Source organism: Christensenella minuta (genome assembly GCF_003628755.1).
Taxonomy (GTDB): domain Bacteria; phylum Bacillota; class Clostridia; order Christensenellales; family Christensenellaceae; genus Christensenella; species Christensenella minuta.
The window spans coordinates 1,562,719-1,579,736 of record NZ_CP029256.1 but is presented as its reverse complement, the minus strand read 5'-3'; the positions used below and the strand labels follow the sequence as shown (position 1 = coordinate 1,579,736).

At 49.7% G+C, this 17,018-nt stretch carries 18 protein-coding genes; 14 read left to right on the top strand and 4 right to left on the bottom strand.

Annotation, left to right across the window (positions count from 1 at the left end; all coding sequences use genetic code 11):
* Positions 1 to 55: 55 nt before the first annotated feature.
* Both B1H56_RS07500 and B1H56_RS07495 read right to left on the bottom strand, forming a co-directional pair.
* Positions 56 to 562, bottom strand: a complete 507-nt coding sequence (locus B1H56_RS07500) for a hypothetical protein (protein WP_066523425.1) — start codon at positions 560 to 562, stop codon at positions 56 to 58.
* The gene (locus tag B1H56_RS07495) at positions 559 to 2,055 is read right to left on the bottom strand and encodes a sodium-dependent transporter (protein WP_066523424.1); all 1,497 of its coding nucleotides are present in this window, start codon (positions 2,053 to 2,055) and stop codon (positions 559 to 561) included. Before B1H56_RS07495 ends, B1H56_RS07500 begins: the two co-directional genes overlap by 4 nt.
* A 505-nt stretch (positions 2,056 to 2,560) precedes the next feature.
* On the opposite strand from B1H56_RS07495, the gene B1H56_RS07490 reads away from it, so the two are divergent.
* Complete coding sequence (locus B1H56_RS07490) at positions 2,561 to 3,484, top strand: radical SAM protein (RefSeq protein ID WP_066523441.1); 924 nt, start codon at positions 2,561 to 2,563, stop codon at positions 3,482 to 3,484.
* 237 nt (positions 3,485 to 3,721) lie between these two features.
* Here B1H56_RS07490 and B1H56_RS07485 read toward each other — a convergent pair whose 3' ends face one another.
* Together B1H56_RS07485 and B1H56_RS07480 are read right to left on the bottom strand one after the other, a co-directional pair.
* Positions 3,722 to 4,915: an ATP-binding protein gene (locus B1H56_RS07485; RefSeq protein WP_066523423.1), complete on the bottom strand. Its 1,194-nt coding sequence runs from the start codon at positions 4,913 to 4,915 to the stop codon at positions 3,722 to 3,724.
* A 100-nt stretch (positions 4,916 to 5,015) separates the two neighbouring features.
* A complete protein-coding gene (locus B1H56_RS07480) occupies positions 5,016 to 6,125 on the bottom strand; it encodes a class II aldolase/adducin family protein (RefSeq protein WP_066523422.1) in 1,110 nt (369 codons plus the stop codon).
* Between the two features lie 194 nt (positions 6,126 to 6,319).
* Between B1H56_RS07480 and B1H56_RS07475 the strand changes: the two genes are divergently transcribed.
* The 13 genes from B1H56_RS07475 to B1H56_RS07415 all read left to right on the top strand — a co-directional run bounded on the left by B1H56_RS07475 (position 6,320) and on the right by B1H56_RS07415 (position 16,969).
* Positions 6,320 to 7,606, top strand: a complete 1,287-nt coding sequence (locus B1H56_RS07475; RefSeq protein ID WP_066523421.1) for a PHP domain-containing protein — start codon at positions 6,320 to 6,322, stop codon at positions 7,604 to 7,606.
* 202 nt (positions 7,607 to 7,808) lie between these two features.
* Complete coding sequence (fucO, locus tag B1H56_RS07470; protein ID WP_066523420.1) at positions 7,809 to 8,966, top strand: lactaldehyde reductase; 1,158 nt, start codon at positions 7,809 to 7,811, stop codon at positions 8,964 to 8,966.
* Between the two features lie 77 nt (positions 8,967 to 9,043).
* Positions 9,044 to 10,330 (top strand): class II aldolase/adducin family protein, encoded by a 1,287-nt coding sequence (locus B1H56_RS07465; RefSeq protein ID WP_066523419.1) that lies wholly within the window; start codon positions 9,044 to 9,046, stop codon positions 10,328 to 10,330.
* 257 nt (positions 10,331 to 10,587) lie between these two features.
* The gene (locus tag B1H56_RS07460) at positions 10,588 to 10,989 is read left to right on the top strand and encodes a TIGR04076 family protein (protein WP_066523418.1); all 402 of its coding nucleotides are present in this window, start codon (positions 10,588 to 10,590) and stop codon (positions 10,987 to 10,989) included.
* A gap of 418 nt (positions 10,990 to 11,407) precedes the next feature.
* A complete protein-coding gene (locus B1H56_RS07455; RefSeq protein WP_066523417.1) occupies positions 11,408 to 12,007 on the top strand; it encodes a BMC domain-containing protein in 600 nt (199 codons plus the stop codon).
* Positions 12,008 to 12,011: 4 nt separating this feature from the next.
* Entirely contained in the window at positions 12,012 to 12,371 is a 360-nt protein-coding gene (locus tag B1H56_RS07450) for a BMC domain-containing protein (protein ID WP_278287601.1), read from the top strand.
* Complete coding sequence (locus B1H56_RS07445; protein ID WP_082771015.1) at positions 12,368 to 12,697, top strand: BMC domain-containing protein; 330 nt, start codon at positions 12,368 to 12,370, stop codon at positions 12,695 to 12,697. The genes B1H56_RS07450 and B1H56_RS07445 overlap by 4 nt, the downstream gene beginning before the upstream one ends.
* Positions 12,698 to 12,711: 14 nt before the next feature.
* The gene (locus B1H56_RS07440; RefSeq protein WP_066523415.1) at positions 12,712 to 12,990 is read left to right on the top strand and encodes a BMC domain-containing protein; all 279 of its coding nucleotides are present in this window, start codon (positions 12,712 to 12,714) and stop codon (positions 12,988 to 12,990) included.
* Between the two features lie 16 nt (positions 12,991 to 13,006).
* Entirely contained in the window at positions 13,007 to 13,285 is a 279-nt protein-coding gene (locus B1H56_RS07435) for a EutN/CcmL family microcompartment protein (RefSeq protein WP_066523414.1), read from the top strand.
* Positions 13,282 to 13,836 carry a BMC domain-containing protein gene (locus B1H56_RS07430; RefSeq protein WP_066523413.1) on the top strand — a complete coding sequence of 185 codons (555 nt, stop codon included), beginning with the start codon at positions 13,282 to 13,284 and terminating at the stop codon, positions 13,834 to 13,836. The genes B1H56_RS07435 and B1H56_RS07430 overlap by 4 nt, the downstream gene beginning before the upstream one ends.
* Before the next feature lie 54 nt (positions 13,837 to 13,890).
* Positions 13,891 to 14,469: a class II aldolase/adducin family protein gene (locus tag B1H56_RS07425; RefSeq protein WP_162938972.1), complete on the top strand. Its 579-nt coding sequence runs from the start codon at positions 13,891 to 13,893 to the stop codon at positions 14,467 to 14,469.
* Positions 14,470 to 14,474: 5 nt separating this feature from the next.
* Positions 14,475 to 15,863: a rhamnulokinase gene (locus B1H56_RS07420; protein WP_147554740.1), complete on the top strand. Its 1,389-nt coding sequence runs from the start codon at positions 14,475 to 14,477 to the stop codon at positions 15,861 to 15,863.
* Positions 15,864 to 15,925: 62 nt separating this feature from the next.
* Positions 15,926 to 16,969: a sugar ABC transporter substrate-binding protein gene (locus tag B1H56_RS07415; RefSeq protein WP_066523410.1), complete on the top strand. Its 1,044-nt coding sequence runs from the start codon at positions 15,926 to 15,928 to the stop codon at positions 16,967 to 16,969.
* The last annotated feature ends 49 nt before the right edge of the window (positions 16,970 to 17,018 follow it).

Below are 17,018 nucleotides of genomic sequence, written 5' to 3'. Positions count from 1 at the left end.
GGCGAACCCGCCTTGCGGCCTCCGGTCACCGGGATGAAGAAAGGGGCGCTGTGGGCTAAAGATACCGCTCGATGTTCACATGGTTTTCGCGCAGGCGGATCAATAGCTCCTCACGATAGACCACGTTTGCGCTGAACCTGTATTTTTTGAGCGCCGTCTCCAGAAAGAAAAGCTTTTTCGTCACGGCGACGCGCTTGATGTCTTTATAATAAACCTGTTTTTTTACACCAAACACGCTGTATGTGACAATATATTCCGCAAATACCTTGATGCGCCACACGAGCGCCAGCAGCAGAACATAAACGCCGCATGCCGTGAGCACCGACAGGAGGATGATGCTGATCCAGCCGAGCCTGTGCCAGACCAGCAGGAACAAAAGAACGCAGGAGAGGAAACAGAAAAACACGACTGCAAGCCAAAGGAATACGCGCGGGTAACGTACGATGAAATCCTGGTGTGCATCGATAGCCAGCACGCGCTCGTTCTTTCCCGTATAGAAGACAAAATTGACCGCCACCGCGACCAGCACGGCGGCAAGGATGACTTGCAGTATGGTCATCATGAAAGCGCTTCACCTGTTTCTTTTTTCCGGCCTGTCAGCTTGGGAATGATAAGCGCGAGCACAAAGGTCACGATTACCAGGACCCAGCCGCCGATGAACAGGTATTGCTGTTCGTATCCGGCATACGGAGTCCTGATATTGGAATACAGAAAGCTTGCGGCGAGTACAAGGAACGCCACAGGACAAACATATTTCAGCAGTACGTTCCACCACCTGCCAATCTTGATTGTGGTTGTGGAATTGATAAATTCGCGCAGCTTGTTGATACCAAACAGCCATGCTATGGCAATCGTTTCAAAGATACCCATAAAGAGCAGGTTGCCGTCGTTCACGAAGTGGTCGACGATATCGAGCCAGTAAAGCCCCGCGTTGGTTGCAAACAACAGGGAAAGTGCGGCGCACGCAGCGCATGTGATGTACAGCGCCTTGCGCGGGGGAAGCCTGAATTTATCCGAGAATGCGGTTGAAACGGCCTGTACGATGGAGAACAGGGAGTCGATTGCAAGCGCAAACAGCATGATGAAGAACAACAGGGAAAAGATCACGCCCACGATCTGTCCTCCCGGGAATACCGAAAGCGCCTGCGGATAGGTGACGAACGCAAGCATCACGCCCTGGTAGTTCATTTCATCGATCGGTACGCCGCTTTGGAACGAGAGGTAGCCGAGCGTGGAAAATACCACAAATCCCGCAAGCAGGCTGATTCCCATATCTGAAAGGCCGATCACGATGCTGTCTTTGGGAATGTCGCTTCCCTTCTCAAGGAAGCTGCCATAAGTTATCATGAGGGCAAACAGGATGCTCATGCTGTAGGCGACCTGTCCGAACGCCGCCCGCCATACGTCGAAGTTGCCGAGCGCCGACCAGTCCGGGGTGATATAATAGCGGATGCCGTCCGCCGCGCCGGGCATGCTCACCGCCTGGATGCACATAATGATAAGGATAATAACGGGAATGATAACGATCCATTTGACAAGCTTCGCCATTTTTTCCACGCCCTTGCGCATGGCGAAGATGACCACCAGCCATGTAATCAGCAGGCCAATCAGCACGGGCAGGGAAAAACCGCCCAGCTGGCCTGGACTTCCGGACAGCTGGAGGACGGTGTTGTTGAAATACCCAGCGGGGTCGGCGCCCCATGCCATCGTAAAAGAGGCGAAAATATAGTTTACGACCCAAGCCACCAGCGTCGAGTAATATGCGGCGACGATAAAAGCGATAATGACGCCGGCCCAGCCGATCCATTCAAATTTTTTGTTCATGGCCGCAAATGCGGAGGGTGCGCCTAAACGGTATTTTTTACCGATGGCAAGCTCCATCATCAGGACGGGAATGCCGATTGCAAAAATTGCAATGATGTACGGCAGTAAAAATGCGCCGCCGCCGTTCTGGTATACCTGCCCGGCAAACCGCCACGCGTTTCCAAGACCCACCGCGGACCCGATCGCCGCAAAAATAAAGTTGGAGCGTGATCCCCACGTTTCACGTTTCATAAATCCTTCTCCTATAAATCAATCATGAATTCAAATGAATAATAGCATTATTATATCATAGAAGACGCTTTTTCTCCAACACATGAATAAAGAGTATTCGGCCTTTGGGTGGGCAATACCTTATTTGTCCCCATGTATTTACGCATAGGGTTTCTCCCGCCCAAAGCAAGAATATGTTCTGTGTAATAAAGGAACAGATGCTTGTTTTCGGAGACTTTCCTTTTATTATAGGGCAGGACATAATGTACTATTGACGCATAGGACTATTGGTCCCGGAATAAAAAATAAAGTAATCAGCCGGAAGAGAAGAGGCTGCTATGGAAAAATTTTGCGGGCACTGCGCCCGGTATATCCAGTGGGAAAATGAATAGAAGCCCATCCTGTGCGGCATTGCACGCAGGATAATCTGCCCCCCTCAAAACAACGGATTTCAGCAGGAGATCGTGTGCCGAGGAAATTGTATTACGCATTCGGTTTTAGATGCGAAAAATGCTATAATAGTTTCATGGAACCATTGCTGAAACGCTGCCGCTTGTGCCCGCACGCTTGCGGAGCAGACAGGACGGCGGGTGAAACGGGAATATGCGGGGCGGACGCGCGGCTCAAAGTGGCGCGTGCGGCGCTCCATTTTTGGGAAGAACCGTGCATTTCGGGCACGGTCGGTTCGGGTACGGTCTTTTTTTCCTATTGCCCGCTTCACTGTGTTTATTGCCAAAACGCCGAGATCAGCGGCGGGCAGGCCGGGGCTGAGGTCTCCACGGGCAGGCTTGCGGATATCTTTTTGGAATTGCAGGGGCAGGGCGCGGCAAATATCAACCTCGTTACGCCGACCCACTATATCCCGCATATCATGGAGGCGCTTGCGCGCGCCGCGGAACGCGGCCTCGCCCTTCCCATCGTATATAATTGTTCGGGCTACGAAAGTGTGGAGGCGCTTCGCCGCTTGGACGGACTGGTGGATATCTACCTGACGGATTTTAAATATATGGACGTATCCCTTGCCCGGCGGTATTCCCGCGCGGCAGATTATCCGCTCGCGGCAAAACGCGCCCTGCGCGAGATGGTGCGCCAGGCGGGAGAGGCGGAATTTGATGAAAAGGGCTTGATGCGGCGGGGCGTTATCGTGCGGCATCTGCTTTTGCCTGGCTGCCTCGAAGATTCACGGGCGGTCGTCCGCTATCTGTATGAAACCTATGGCAACAAAATCTGGCTGAGCCTGATGAGCCAGTATACCCCCGTATGTAAAGAACGGCTTCCGGAAGAATTGCGCAGGCACGTCCGGACGGAGGAATATGATGCGCTGGTCGATTTTGCGGTCGGCCTCGGCATAGAAAATGGATTCCTCCAGGAAGGGGAGGCGGCAGGCGAAAGCTTCATCCCTCCCTTTGACCTCACCGGCGTTCTCAAAAGCAGCCAGGTCTTCGGTTAGTACGAATCCACATGTTTTTTGTTTGCCGCTCCTGCTCTCTGCTCCGTCCGTTTTATTTCTCCCCGGCCGTTCCAACTCACTCCGTCCACCCGGTACAGTCCATCCTTTGTCTCTTGGCAGGGATTCAGCCGGTCCCGGCCCTTTTTATCCATTACGACCAAAAACCGCTCAACAGAGATGTTTTACAACTGTATTATATAGAATAATACACTGTTCTTCGTATCAAAAAAGTGTGCTTTAGACCCCCAACGACTGTACCTGTTCCAAAAATTGCTTCGCCACACGCGGCGAACGTCCGCCCCGCTCGAGCGCGTAAATTTCCGCCTGGCGGTGCAGCTCGCCTGTGTCCATTACAACACCGTAAAGCTTCGCGAGGTGGTCGACGATCCCAAAATACTGCTCCCGGTTCGGGCGGGAAAAAGTGATCGTCAGCCCGAAGCGGTCGGAAAGGGAAGTCAACTGCTGGACCGTGTCGTTCGCGTGCACCTCGTCGCCCTCGCGGTCGGAAAAAGTCTCGCGTACCAGGTGGCGGCGGTTGCTCGTCGCGTAGACCGCAAGGTTTTTGGTGCGCGCAGAAACGGAACCCTCGAGAATTGCCTTGAGCGCGCCAAAATCGTCGTCGTCTCGGGTAAAGGAAAGGTCGTCGATAAATAGTATGAATTTCAGCGGATTTTTTCCAAGGCTGTCGATCAGTGCTGGAATCATCCGCAGCTGGCTTTTTTTGATTTCAATCAGCCGGAGCCCCTGCTGTGCAAATTCGTTTACCACCGCCTTTACGGTGGAAGATTTCCCGGTGCCGCTGTCTCCATACAAAAGTACGTTGGCGGCGGGTTTACCCTTCAGCAGGGCGAGCGTATTTTTGACCACGCAACCGCGTTCGTATTCATAGCCGGAGAGTTCGGACAGCCGTGTTTCATCCGGATATTTTACCGGGACAAGTCCGCCTTCCGCAACCGTAAAGAAATAATACTTTACGAACGGCCCAAAGCCGTGGGTGCCAATGTGCGCTATGCGGTCCCTGTAGACCTGTGTAAAATTATGATCTGAAATTTCCCACTCGGGCAGGAAGCCGTCATAAGGAAGCAGCCGTTTTATTTGCGCGGCTGGGATGCCCGCAAGCTCCTGCAAAATGGCAAGCTCGTTTTTCAGGCATTTTTCAAGCTGCGGCTCCACATTTTCCCCGCGTCCTTTTTTCAGGGCGTAAAGGTTTTCGCTCTCCAGCAACGTATTCAGGATGTAATCGCTGAAATTGACCCTGCACGCGAAAAGCCGCGCGCAAAAATCCGAATACGCTGCCACACATTTTTCGGGATCGCCCTGTTCCGCTTCGTCCGCAAGCGCCATGAATTTTTGTATGGCCGGGTCTTCCAGAAGCCCGCGGAATAAAACGAGCGAGCGTAATTTTAATACAAGCTGCCGTAGATTTTCCATCACTTTGTCCTCCCCTGCTGAAATACCCGTATATTATACTGCTTTTTACCCGTGAAATCAAAAAGGCCGGTCCCCTGCGGGAGGCCGGCCCTTCCTGGCGCTACGCCTTATTTACCTTTTGGCGGTATGCTTCCATTTCCCAGTTGGTAATGAAATCAATCAGCTCCGGGGTCATATGAAGCGGCCCGCCGAAGCTTTCCGAATAGACCGCAATCTTGACCGCATCGAGGAATAACAGCTTCGAGGTGGCGATCTCCTTCTCCGTATCCCCGAGAACAAAAGCGCCGAACCCTTTTACGCAGACTATCTTGGGCGCATATCCCTTTTTATCCATGAATTCCTGGAATTTTACATCCATCAGCTCCGGGGATTCCGTGTACAGGAATTCCGCCTTGCAGTATACGATGTGGTCGGGCGTGAACGCGGCGGAAAGAGGCGCGAACGCATGCCGTGAAGAAACGAAGGATAGAATTTCCTTATTGCACAGCAGGTCTGCTTTTCCCTCCGGGGAATAAAGCGCGGCAAGTTCGCGTTTTAAGGCTCCCGCCCTTTCCGCATCGCAGGACGCCCCCGAGAAATCCGGCATGCGCTTAAGCTTACCGCGCAGGCGTTCCATTACATGGTCCATCAGCGTGTCGATCTCTTTACGCGTATCGGCGGCAATAAAAATACCGTGATTCTGGAGCAACAGGATCTGTGCATCCCGGCCATATTTTGCCTTATAGTCCGCCAGCTTTTCACGGCAGAGCAGTGAAAGCACATAACCGGGGCGGGAGAGCGGAATCCACACATACTCGCCGGGCAGCAGCTCGGCCGCGATCTTTTCGCCGTCCTGCCCACAGGTAAGCCCGTTTACAAGCGCGGGATGGACGTGCAGGATAAGCCGGAAGGGAAAGAGATTGTGCAGCGTGGTCTCCACACTGGGGCGTTTTTCTTCAAAACCGGGCAACCGTGCTGCCATCATGTCTGCAAGCGAAGCCGCCTCGCGTTCCTTATCGCCCTGCGGATAGTCGGCGGTCATCATGGCGTCGAGTTTGGCGCGGTCCATTCCCACAAAGCCGTCGGCGGTTATGGTCGCAAGCGTTGTGCCCGAACCCTTGATGTACATTTCACTGTCATCCTTTAGGGAAGTGTTGCCGCCGCCCGCCAGGACATAGTCCTCGTTGCTGCCGTAATCGTTTGACAATTTTACCAGTTCCGTAAGATCCAATTTCGCTACCTCTTTTCCTGAAATTTGTTTTCGATTTTTCTTTGAAAATCGCAGTAAACATGGTATAGTAAAAATAAATTTGAACAAATTGTACACTACTTCTTGATTATATGTGATTTATATGTGCTTTTCAACAAAAAATAATGTGAAAAAATAACAAAATGTTGAGGGCAGCAAAACAGGGAGGAAAAACAATGAATAAGGAAACATTATTGCAGGAACTGAACGCTCCGGAAAAAGAAATACGCCTTGAGGCGCTGCGCGGGCTGCGAGCAATGCTCGATGCGGGGGAGATCGAAGAGCCCGGGCGTACTGCGGATACCAATAACCACGTCCATACGACGTATTCCTTTTCACCCTATTCGCCGGCAGCGGCAGTTTATTATGCCTATATGAGCGGATTATGCACGGTGGGTATCGTTGACCACGATTCTATCAGCGGCGCACGGGAGTTTATCGAAGCGGGAGAGATCATGGGGATTACCACCACCATTGGCTGCGAGGTGCGCGTGAGCTTTGCAGACACTCCGTTCAAAGGGAGGACTCTCAATAACCCGGACGAACCGGCGGTGGCCTATATTGCCCTTCACGGCCTTCCGCACAATAAGATCGGCGAGATGGACGGGTTGCTTTCCCAGATACGCGCAAAGCGTAATGAGCGGAACAAAAAACAGGTAGAAAAGCTTAATGAGATTATGAAACCCTATGGCCTCGCGCTTGATTTTGAAACCGATGTGGAACCCCTTTCCATGGCGCGCGATGGGGGAAGCATCACGGAGCGGCACATATTATTCGGCCTCACGAAAAAACTGATCGAAAAGTATGGCCGGGGAGAAAAGCTGATCCGTTTCCTGGAAAATGATATGGGCATCGCCCTCAAGCCGAATGTGAAGAAGATGCTTGAAGACACAGAATTTTTTGCCTATGAATACGATGTGCTGAACGTGCTTAAATCAGAGCTTGTGCCGAGGTTCTTCATCGCGCAGGGCGAGGACAGCTTCCCGGTGAAAAAGGTTGTGGATTATGCCCGCGCGCTCGGAGTGATCCCAACCTACTGTTACCTTGGAGATGTCGCCGAGTCCCCGACGGGCGACAAAAAAGCGCAGAAATTTGAAGACGAATATCTGGACGATCTCTTTCTTTATGTAAAGGAACTTGGTTTTGAAGCGCTCTCCTACATGCCTTCGCGTAATACGATGGAGCAGCTTGCGCGCGTGATGGATAAATGCAGGGAGCTTGATTTCTTTGAGATTTCCGGAGAAGATATCAATCAGCCGCGCCAGAGCTTTATTTGCATGAAGCAGCGGGATGACGCGTTCAAACACCTTTCGGATAATACGTGGGCGCTTGTGGGACATGAAAACGCCGCGACGCTCGATCCCAGTGAAAGCATCTATTCGGATAAGATGAAGCGGGAATATCCGCAGCTCAAAGACCGTGTGGCGCATTTCAAGGAAATTGGGATCAGATACAAAAAGTAGCTTTCCGGAACCTTAAACACCTCTATTTGAAACAGAGGTGTTTTTTATAGTACGATTGTGCGGCGGACGCGGCCGGCCGATTTATGCGGGAATATTTGATGTTTTCTCTTTAATATTTTATTGTAGGGTATCTGCAAAGGGGTTACAATAAAGTTAAAGAAGGAAGATTGGACTCGGTACAACCGTAAGGAGGTTTACTATTATGCCGCAAAGAGTAATTTTGAATGAAACGTCGTATTTTGGACAGGGAGCGCTTGCGAACCTGCCGGCAGAGATCAGCCGGCGGGGGTTCCGCAAGGCGCTCATCATAACGGATGCCGACCTGGTGAAGTTTGGTGTTGCCGCCAAGGTAACGGAGCTTCTGGATGCCAACGGTATGCCATATAATATTTTTTCCCAGGCGAAGGCGAATCCTACGGTGGAGATCGTTAAACGGGGGGTAAACGCATTTCGTGTAAGCGGCGCGGACTACCTGATCGCAGTCGGCGGGGGATCCTCGATCGACACGGCAAAGGCAGTGGGAATCATCGCCGGCAACCCGGAGTTTTCCGATGTTGTGAGCCTCGAGGGTACGGCAAATACGCTTAGAAAAGCGGCGCCGACGATCGCCATTCCCACGACAGCCGGCACGGCGGCGGAGGTGACGATCAATTATGTGATTACGGACGAAGAGAAAAAACGGAAATTTGTGTGCGTGGATGTGCATGATATTCCGCAGATCGCCATTGTCGATCCGGAAATGATGGCCTCCATGCCGCGCGGGCTTGCGGCCTCCACGGGAATGGACGCGCTGACGCATGCCATTGAGGGCTATGTTACAAAAGGCGCATGGGAAATGACGGATATGTTTCACCTGCAGGCGATCAAAATGATCGCGAAAAACCTTAAGGATGCGGTGAACGGCGATATGAAAGCCAGGGAAGAGATGGCAAACGCACAATATATCGCAGGTATGGGCTTTTCCAACGTGGGTCTTGGCGTGGTGCACGGGATGGCGCATCCGCTGGGGGCGTTTTACGATACGCCGCATGGCGTTGCCAACGCGGTCCTGCTGCCCTATGTGATGGAGCATAACCAGGATGCGACGGGCGAAAAATACCGCGAAATCGCCCGGGCGATGGGCGTTGCGAATGTGGATAACATGAGTCAGGAGGAATACCGGAGGGCGGCAATTGAAGCGGTACGCGCTTTATCCCGTTCGGTGGAGATACCGCAGACGCTTGCCGAGATCGGCGTGAAGGAGGAGGACCTCGAGGAACTGGCGAAGTCGGCCTTCTGCGATGTATGTACAGGCGGGAACCCTAAGGATATGACGGAAGAGAGCATCCTCGGCGTGTACCGCTGGGCGCTTAAGGGGTGAAAGGAAAACGGAAGCGTAAGAAGGGCGAATGCTTCCCGCGGGGGATGCCCCGGCGGGATTGAAAAAGGAGAATCCTGATGAATTTTCATTTGCTGCATCCCGCAGACCAGATCTGTATGATGATGGAGCGCATTTATGCGTTTGGCATGACGACGACCTCGGGTGGGAATCTTTCGATCAAAGACTCGGACGGGGATATCTGGATCACACCTGGTTCAATTGACAAGGGAACGCTGACGCGCGAGGATATTATGCAGGTGAAGCCGGACGGTACGGTGATCGGTCCGCATAAGCCGTCGGTGGAGCTGCCTTTTCATAAGATGGTGTACGAAAAACGGCCGGACCTGAAGGCGGTGCTGCACGCGCACCCACCGGCATTGGTGGCATATTCCGCACTCGACAAGAGGCCGCAGACAGAGATGATCGCAAGCGTAAATTATATCTGTAACAACGTGCAGACGGCGGGCTATGCGTTGCCGGGCTCTAAGAAGCTGGGCAACCTGATTGCGCAGAAATTTGAGGATGGGTCGGATATCGTGATGATGGCCAGCCACGGGGTTGTTGTGGGCGCGCAAAATCTGTTCGACGCATTTATGAAATTCGAGACGCTGGATTATTGCGCGCGCATCGAGATCAACGCCGCTCCGCTCGGAAAGCCGCGGATACTTACACCGGAAGAGCTTAACCTGTATTATATGCGGTCTTTCCCGCAGCTCGGGGATTATTATCCGGGAGAATACGGTTCGGCCGAGCGCTACTACCGTTCGGTGATGTGTAAATTTATCCGACGGGCGTATAACCAGCAGTTGTTTACTTCCACACAGGGCACCTTTTCGCGCAGGCTGCCCGACGGATCGTTTATCATTACGCCATACAATAAAGACAGGATGTACCTTGAACCCGAGGATATCGTAAATATCCGCAACGGACGCAAGGAACAGGGCAAGAATCCTTCCCGGGCCGTAAAGATGCATCAAGCGATTTACGAAAAACATCCGGACATCAATGCGGTAGCGATCGCGCATCCGCCGAATATTATGGCGTTTGCAGTCACGGGGGCGGAGTTTGACGCGCGGCTGATCCCCGAAAGTTATATTATGCTCAAGCAGGTGCAGCGGCTGCCGTACGGCTCCAACCTTCTCGAGCACAACCAGGTGGTCGATACGATCTCTATGAAAAATCCGGTAGAGATCATTGACAACGACTGCGTGGTGATCGCGGGATCGGGACTTCTCAATGTGTTCGACCGGTTGGAGGTACTGGAATATTCCGCAAAATCCGTACTTGCGGCCAAGCAGCTTGGCGAACCGGACACCATTACCCCGGAAGAGGTAAAAGAGATCGAGGCGGCGTTTCAGCTGTAAAGAATCGCCGTGTGCAAAACCCGCTCCTTAAGGGCGGGTTTTTTTATAATAAAATCGCCTGATAATAAGTTATATAAATAACGTTATATAAAATTCAAAACAAATAAATTTAAACGAATATATTCATTAAAATTGAGAAAAAGCGGGTATTTCGATAACTTTTAATGCTTAGTTCAATATTTTCAAAAAATAATATTGACATAAATATAACTTAGTGCTAAGATACAAATATCAAAGAAAGCAAGGAGGTCATTGATATGAAAGTAAACAAATCAGAACTTGATCAATTAGTAAAAAGCGCAATTGGCCAAACAACAGTATACAATGGAGGTACACCTAAATTTGCGGATGATTCTTCGATAGGGGATGCCAAGTCTCTGATTGGGAAAGTAACCCCGCCGCCGCTCAAGAGATTTAAAATTACGGTAGAACGTGTAGAAGGAACCTGCGTTGCACGGCATGCAGAAGGCGAGACCTTTTATGTAGAAGGGGATAAAACTCCTGAAGGGATCTGTATTCCGGCATTTTCGGGGTTGCTGCCCTATATTAATGCAATGATTTGTAATGCGGATTTTTGGTGGGAACCGGTTAAAGGAAAAATTAGACTTGGCTGCCCGGATCCGGATAACCATGTTACGTTTTCTATTGAAGAAGTTTGATTCGATATTCTACAAAGGGGTTGGAAAAATCAGAACTGCACCAGCATATCGTAATTGAGGCGGTGTGGCAAGCTGCAGTGCATGGTATGCATTGAACCTGAGGATATAATAGTAGATTCTGGTAAACATATCTCAATCTCGCAATTACCTGTTTTAACGGGAAAGGAATTTTGCATTATTGCAAACCATATATTGAAAAGGATATTCGGCTAAAATTTCAACCGTTTGATTTTTGGCACTGTGTGGATGGGCGATTGGATTTTTAAATATTTAAAGAAATTTTCTCCAGCTATGTAAATCAAATAGTTAAAAAATATTGACGTATTGCAAAAAATTCATTGTGGGGCGCCTGTTATACGGCAATGGGAATCAGCCGGAATTTTGAGGATGATGTTAAATTTTAAGGAGAGCTGCGGAAATGGGTGAAGCTCTTGGACTGCTTGAGGTACGCGGGCTTGCGTCAAGTATTGCGGTGACGGATGCAATGATGAAAGCGGCAGATACGCTTTTGATCGATGTGAAGAAGGATATGGGCGGCGGCCTTATAACGGTTGTTGTGGGAGGAAGCGTAAGCGCCGCCGCTGCGGCTGTGCAGGCGGGCATCTCCATAGCAGGACAAATGGATAAAGTAATTGCATATCGAATTATGGCAAATCCTGATCCTCAGACACGTATGTATCTTGATAATTCCTATCTTGAGAAACAGGTTGCTTTTGAAAAGGAAGCCTGTGGCATTATCGAAGTTTATGGTTTCGTATGTGCGATGACGGCTGCGGATGCTGCTGTGAAAGCAGCGGCCGTACGGTTGGTAGGTATGGAGAGGACGAAAGGAGAAGAAGGGATCGGTTTGATTGTTGCCCTGAAATTAGCGGGACCTCCAGATGCAGTTAAAAGCGCGGTGGCTGCCGGACTTGCGGCTGCGCGCGAGGTCGGAGATATAATTTCTTCTAATGTCAATGCACTTCCTTCGGAAGGGATCTATCAAATAGTTCGATATACAAACCTGAAAAGTGACTAAAAAAATGGCGAAGAAAAAGGAAACCATCGGCACCGGAAAAGCGAGAACATCAGCAGCTGGACAGAAAAAAATGCCAAGAGTACAGAAAAAAGACGCGCTTGGGATTGTAGAATGCCGTGGAATTACGGCAGCGATTGAAGCAGCTGACAGCATGGTTAAAACGGCGAATGTTGAAGTGATTGGCAGCCAAAAGATTGGCAACGCCCTGATTTACACAGCTGTTATAGGCGAGGTGGATGCTGTAAGAGAGGCGGTAAAAGCCGGAAGTGAAACGGCCCAAAGGCTGGGTGAACTCTATGCAGCGCATGTGATGACCAGGCCGGATGACACAATATTTGAGATTATAGAAATAATTTCTAGATGAGAAAGGAAAGAGAAGAAATGGCAAGAGAAGCGTTAGGAATGGTGGAGACGCGGGGGCTTACGGCGCTTGTTGAGGTTGCAGATGCAATGGCGAAAGCGGCGAATGTAAAACTTGCGGGAATGGAAAAAATAGGATCGGGCTATGTAACTGTAATGGTAACGGGAGATGTAGGTGCAGTGAAAGCAGCGGTAGAAGCGGGTTCGGAAGCCGTAAACGGACTGGGTGAACTTGTTGCCGCACATATTATCCCCAGTCCACATGCGGATGTGGAGAAAATATTGCCTGGAACACAAAAAGCAGAAATAAAAGTGGAAGAAATTGGATAAATGGAGGGAAAATCATGATTAAAGAAGCACTGGGAATTATTGAAACCAGAGGTCTTACAGCCCTGGTCGAGGCAGCGGACGCGATGGTAAAAGCAGCAAATGTAGAACTTATTGGTGTGGATAAGATAGGATCAGGCTATGTATCTGTGATGGTGCGCGGTGACGTGGGAGCCGTAAAAGCAGCTACGGAAGCCGGAGCGGAAGCGATTGGAACGCTTGGCGAGCTTATTGCTGTGCATGTAATCCCGCGTCCTCATGGCGATGTGGAAAAGATACTCCCTACAATAAAATAAGAAGGGAAGTGCCGTTATGCAGCTTGGCAAAATCGTTCAATATGTTGTAGCAACAAAGAAAAATGAAAAGCTAACGGGCTGCAAACTGCTGGTCGTACAGATGATTGAAAATGGACAGCTTGTCCAGCGTTATGCGGTGGCGACCGACAGTGTAGGCGCAGGGGAGGGCGAGGTCGTCCTTGTCGTGTTCGGAAGTGCTGCGCGTATCGGAACAGGGCGGGAAAATGCCCCAATAGACGCGGCAATCGTGGGTATTATTGATGAGCCGGAATCCGTATTGGGAGATGCACCATGAAAAATTCTGGGACCGCTGTAGGAATTGTAGAATTTCTAGGGATCGCTGAAGGAATCAAAAGCCTCGACTATGCGGTTAAGAATAGTGATATTCATTTACTGCGGGCTGGTATGATATGTCCAGGCGGATACCTGCTGGTTTTTGGCGGAAGATATGCGGATGTATATAGCGCGGTCCGTATGTTGCGCGCAAAATATTTTCCGGGATTACAAAATTCATTAATGATAGGGAATCTGAGCAGCGGCATACTGGAGTCCCCATCGATAGGAGAAAGTACCGATGCGCTTGGAATCATAGAGACACGCGATGCAGCAAGTGCAGTCTATGCTGCAGACGAAGCGGTAAAAACATCCGGCGTATGGGTACGGGAATTACGCTTGGCAAATGGGATCGGCGGCAAAGGAGTAGTGATTCTTTGCGGCGGGATTGCGGAGATTATAGCTGCAACTGAGAAAGCATCCTTGCTGTGCCGGAAGAGGAATAGGCTTGTGGCGAGTACGGTTGTAACGAATCCGCATGAACAGACATGTAAAACATTATTTGAGACTTGATATTTTGGAGGGAAGGTTATGTGCAACTTTGGTAATGATTATATGAGATGTAAAATGATTAATACAGGACGGTTGATGTTTGATAGGCAGCTTACAGATGCAGGCGGCGGAAACATCAGTGTGAGGCATAACGGGCTTATTTACGTCACACCGATGATGGCGGGAGAGAAATTACGGTGGCAGCTTCAACCGGACGACCTGATCGCGCTTGACGAAAATACTCTGGAGGTCGTAGAAAACGATCCGACTATGATGACGCGTGAGAGCATGATGCATCTTGGTATTTATGAGGCGATCCCCGGGGTTGGCGCGGTGCTTCATGCCCATCCAAGATATTGCCTCGTTTATGCAGCTGCGAAGAAAAGGCTGGATGTTTATACGGAAAATTTTGAATATTTTGCAGGCGGACCGATGGAATGTGTCAAAGAAGTTGCAGGCACATCGCCTGAACTCGCAAAAGAAGTGATTTCCTATTTTTATAATCGGCGGAATGAAATTCCAGAACGGGCGGTAGGAGCACTTATCCCAAATCATGGTATTGTAATTGCGGCTAAAGACCTCGATGAAGCATTTACACTCCTTGACAATGCGGAAGTCAATGCAATGGTTGGCCTGTTTCAGAAGCTTTTGTGAGTGCGATGATGGCAATAAAAAGGGTGCTGGCGCTTGATTATGGTGCCAGTAGTATGCGGAGTATCGAAGGAGCTTTTAATGGAGAGCGGATTGAATGTCGGGAATTACTGCGCTGCAGGAATGAGCTGGTGCGGGTAAAGGACAATCTCTATTGGGATATCGGAAAGATGCACCGGTTCTCGGTGGAAGCAATTGGATGTGCGGAAACTGTGGATTCGGTAGGGATTGATACCTGGGGAGCGGATTTTGGAATGCTGGACGAAGAGGGAAAACTTTTGTTTTTACCTCGAACCTACCGTGATCCACAGGTTCAGGAATTTGCAGAAGAGGTCTTTTCGGTTGTCTCGGGATATGAACTCTTTGAAAGTAACGGAACAATAATAGAAGATATTTGTCCGCTTGTTCACCTGTGTTATTGGAAAAAATATGCGAAAGATTGGTTTGAGAAGACGAGAATGATTCAATTCATGGCAAACCTTATCTGTTATTTGCTCACGGGGGAAGTAACCTTTGATAATACTTTAGCCAGCCCATCCGGAATGTATAGTATTGTGCGCGACGACTGGAACATGGAGATCATGAGACGGCTTGCACTCCCTGATGTATTGCCGCAGACAACGGAACGAAACGACATTTTAGGCATGACCGGGATTCCTGAGGGCGGGAAAAAAATTCCGGTAATGCGGATTTGCGGGCACGATACATCTTCTGCCCTTATGGCGGTACCCGCGCATCATACGGAAGGAATCCTCTACGTAAGCACGGGGAGCTGGGTGATGACAGGATGCTTTTTGCGGGAGCCTGTCATTACCAGAGAGGTCTTTGAGGCGGGCATCAGCAATGAGAATGGTTTTGATGGCGAGATTAATTTTCTCAAGTATTGCAATGGATTGTTTATTGTGCAGGAGTGTGCGCGCGAGTGGGAAACAGAAGGATGGAAAATGGATTACGGTTTCTTGGAAAATGGGGCAAAGGAATCCGAATATGGAGGATATATTGACCCTGATAGCCCTGAGTTTACCAAACCGGGAAGGATGTGTCACAAGATTTTCGACTACCTTGAACACGCGGGGCAACCAAAACCAAATGGAAAAGCTGAAATTTATGCAGCGGTGCTGAACGGGATCGCCTTAAGTACTGCGAAGACAGTAAGAAATATTACCCATATCCTTAGCAGGAAGTTCGAGTGTATCTATGTACTGGGCGGAGGCGCGCGAAGCACCTATCTTTGTAACGAGATCAAGAAACAAACGAGGCTCAAGGTATACGCAGGACCCGTGGAAGCAACGGCCATAGGTAATATTTGTACACAGTTGATTCGGCAAAAAGAACTTTTAAACAGATCGGAAGCGGCAAGCCTGCTGCATAATTCGACAGAAATTATTGAATTTTAAAACTTCATATAGGAAAAGACCTGATTACAATTCTACAATCAAATAACAAGGAGGAAAATTTGATGAAGAAGATGAAGAGGTTGGCGTTTGTTGTAGTTATGGTTATGCTGGCGAGTATTCTGTTTGCGTGCGCGCCTGCAGAAGCCCCGCAGGACGGCAATACACCTGAGGACGCTGCACAAGGAAGTGTTGCCGTAGAAGCAGAGGATACGAATGGAGACGGAATAATCAAAATTGGCGTTCCGGTTTTCAATCTTGGACACACATATTGGGTATCCTGGGTTGACGAGATTGAGAAATTAGCCGGGGAAAAAGGCTTTGAGGTAATTTCTGCGGATAGTAAATTCGATGCCGCAAAACAAGTGAACCTTATGGAAGATATGATCGCCCAAGGATGCGACGCGATTATCCTTTGTCCGGTAGATCCGGGTGGAGTAGGCGTTGTCATTAAAGAAGCGGAAGCTGCGGGCGTGCGTGTAATCCTGAGCGACCTTGATGTCGTTGATGGTGATGGAAATCATGTCGCGTCCGGGCTTGTAGGAATTGAGACCTACGAAACGGGTAAATTGGAAGGGAAATGGGCGGCTGATTATGCAAAAGAACATTTTGACGGAAAAGCAAACGTCGCTGTGCTCTCTTACCCAGCAGAACAACCTTGCCTTGATGCAGAAAATGGCTTTCTCGAAGGATTGAAAGCGGAGCTTGGGGAAGAAAACGTGAAAGCAGTCATCATGAATGGCCAGGCAGAAACTGAAAAAGGTATGACTGTAACAGAAAATATCCTATCCGCAAATGACGACATTAATATGCTTTGGGGCGCGAACGTCGAGTGCACCCTTGGGGGAGTAGCCGCGATGGAATCACGTGGAATGACGCAGGAGGATGCGGTGGCCTGCGCGTTCTATACGAATCCGGACGTTATGAATCTGATTCAAGCAGATGAATCAATGTTCAAGGTCACCATGCATCTGCCGCCGCGTATTATGGCGGATACAGCGGTTGATATGGCGCTCAAAGCGGTTAAAGGAGAAGAATTTGAATATGAAATTAAAGTGCCTTTTGAACTGTGTGATAAAACGACGGTAGGAAGCTTGATGGAAGAATAGTTTTCTGAATATTATGGGAGGCCGGTAGGCCTCCCGTAACTACAAGGAG

What these genes read in the sequence shown, in the direction of transcription:
- fucO (WP_066523420.1), top strand. Translation starts at nt 7,809, where the DNA reads ATGCCGCAAAGAGTAATTTTGAATGAAACGTCGTATTTTGGACAGGGA.
- B1H56_RS07420 (WP_147554740.1), top strand. Translation starts at nt 14,475, where the DNA reads ATGATGGCAATAAAAAGGGTGCTGGCGCTTGATTATGGTGCCAGTAGT.
- B1H56_RS07485 (WP_066523423.1), bottom strand. Translation starts at nt 4,915, where the DNA reads ATGGAAAATCTACGGCAGCTTGTATTAAAATTACGCTCGCTCGTTTTA.
- B1H56_RS07435 (WP_066523414.1), top strand. Translation starts at nt 13,007, where the DNA reads ATGCAGCTTGGCAAAATCGTTCAATATGTTGTAGCAACAAAGAAAAAT.
- B1H56_RS07430 (WP_066523413.1), top strand. Translation starts at nt 13,282, where the DNA reads ATGAAAAATTCTGGGACCGCTGTAGGAATTGTAGAATTTCTAGGGATC.
- B1H56_RS07425 (WP_162938972.1), top strand. Translation starts at nt 13,891, where the DNA reads ATGATTAATACAGGACGGTTGATGTTTGATAGGCAGCTTACAGATGCA.
- B1H56_RS07460 (WP_066523418.1), top strand. Translation starts at nt 10,588, where the DNA reads ATGAAAGTAAACAAATCAGAACTTGATCAATTAGTAAAAAGCGCAATT.
- B1H56_RS07455 (WP_066523417.1), top strand. Translation starts at nt 11,408, where the DNA reads ATGGGTGAAGCTCTTGGACTGCTTGAGGTACGCGGGCTTGCGTCAAGT.
- B1H56_RS07490 (WP_066523441.1), top strand. Translation starts at nt 2,561, where the DNA reads ATGGAACCATTGCTGAAACGCTGCCGCTTGTGCCCGCACGCTTGCGGA.
- B1H56_RS07440 (WP_066523415.1), top strand. Translation starts at nt 12,712, where the DNA reads ATGATTAAAGAAGCACTGGGAATTATTGAAACCAGAGGTCTTACAGCC.
- B1H56_RS07415 (WP_066523410.1), top strand. Translation starts at nt 15,926, where the DNA reads ATGAAGAAGATGAAGAGGTTGGCGTTTGTTGTAGTTATGGTTATGCTG.
- B1H56_RS07445 (WP_082771015.1), top strand. Translation starts at nt 12,368, where the DNA reads ATGAGAAAGGAAAGAGAAGAAATGGCAAGAGAAGCGTTAGGAATGGTG.
- B1H56_RS07495 (WP_066523424.1), bottom strand. Translation starts at nt 2,055, where the DNA reads ATGAAACGTGAAACGTGGGGATCACGCTCCAACTTTATTTTTGCGGCG.
- B1H56_RS07475 (WP_066523421.1), top strand. Translation starts at nt 6,320, where the DNA reads ATGAATAAGGAAACATTATTGCAGGAACTGAACGCTCCGGAAAAAGAA.
- B1H56_RS07450 (WP_278287601.1), top strand. Translation starts at nt 12,012, where the DNA reads ATGGCGAAGAAAAAGGAAACCATCGGCACCGGAAAAGCGAGAACATCA.
- B1H56_RS07500 (WP_066523425.1), bottom strand. Translation starts at nt 562, where the DNA reads ATGATGACCATACTGCAAGTCATCCTTGCCGCCGTGCTGGTCGCGGTG.
- B1H56_RS07465 (WP_066523419.1), top strand. Translation starts at nt 9,044, where the DNA reads ATGAATTTTCATTTGCTGCATCCCGCAGACCAGATCTGTATGATGATG.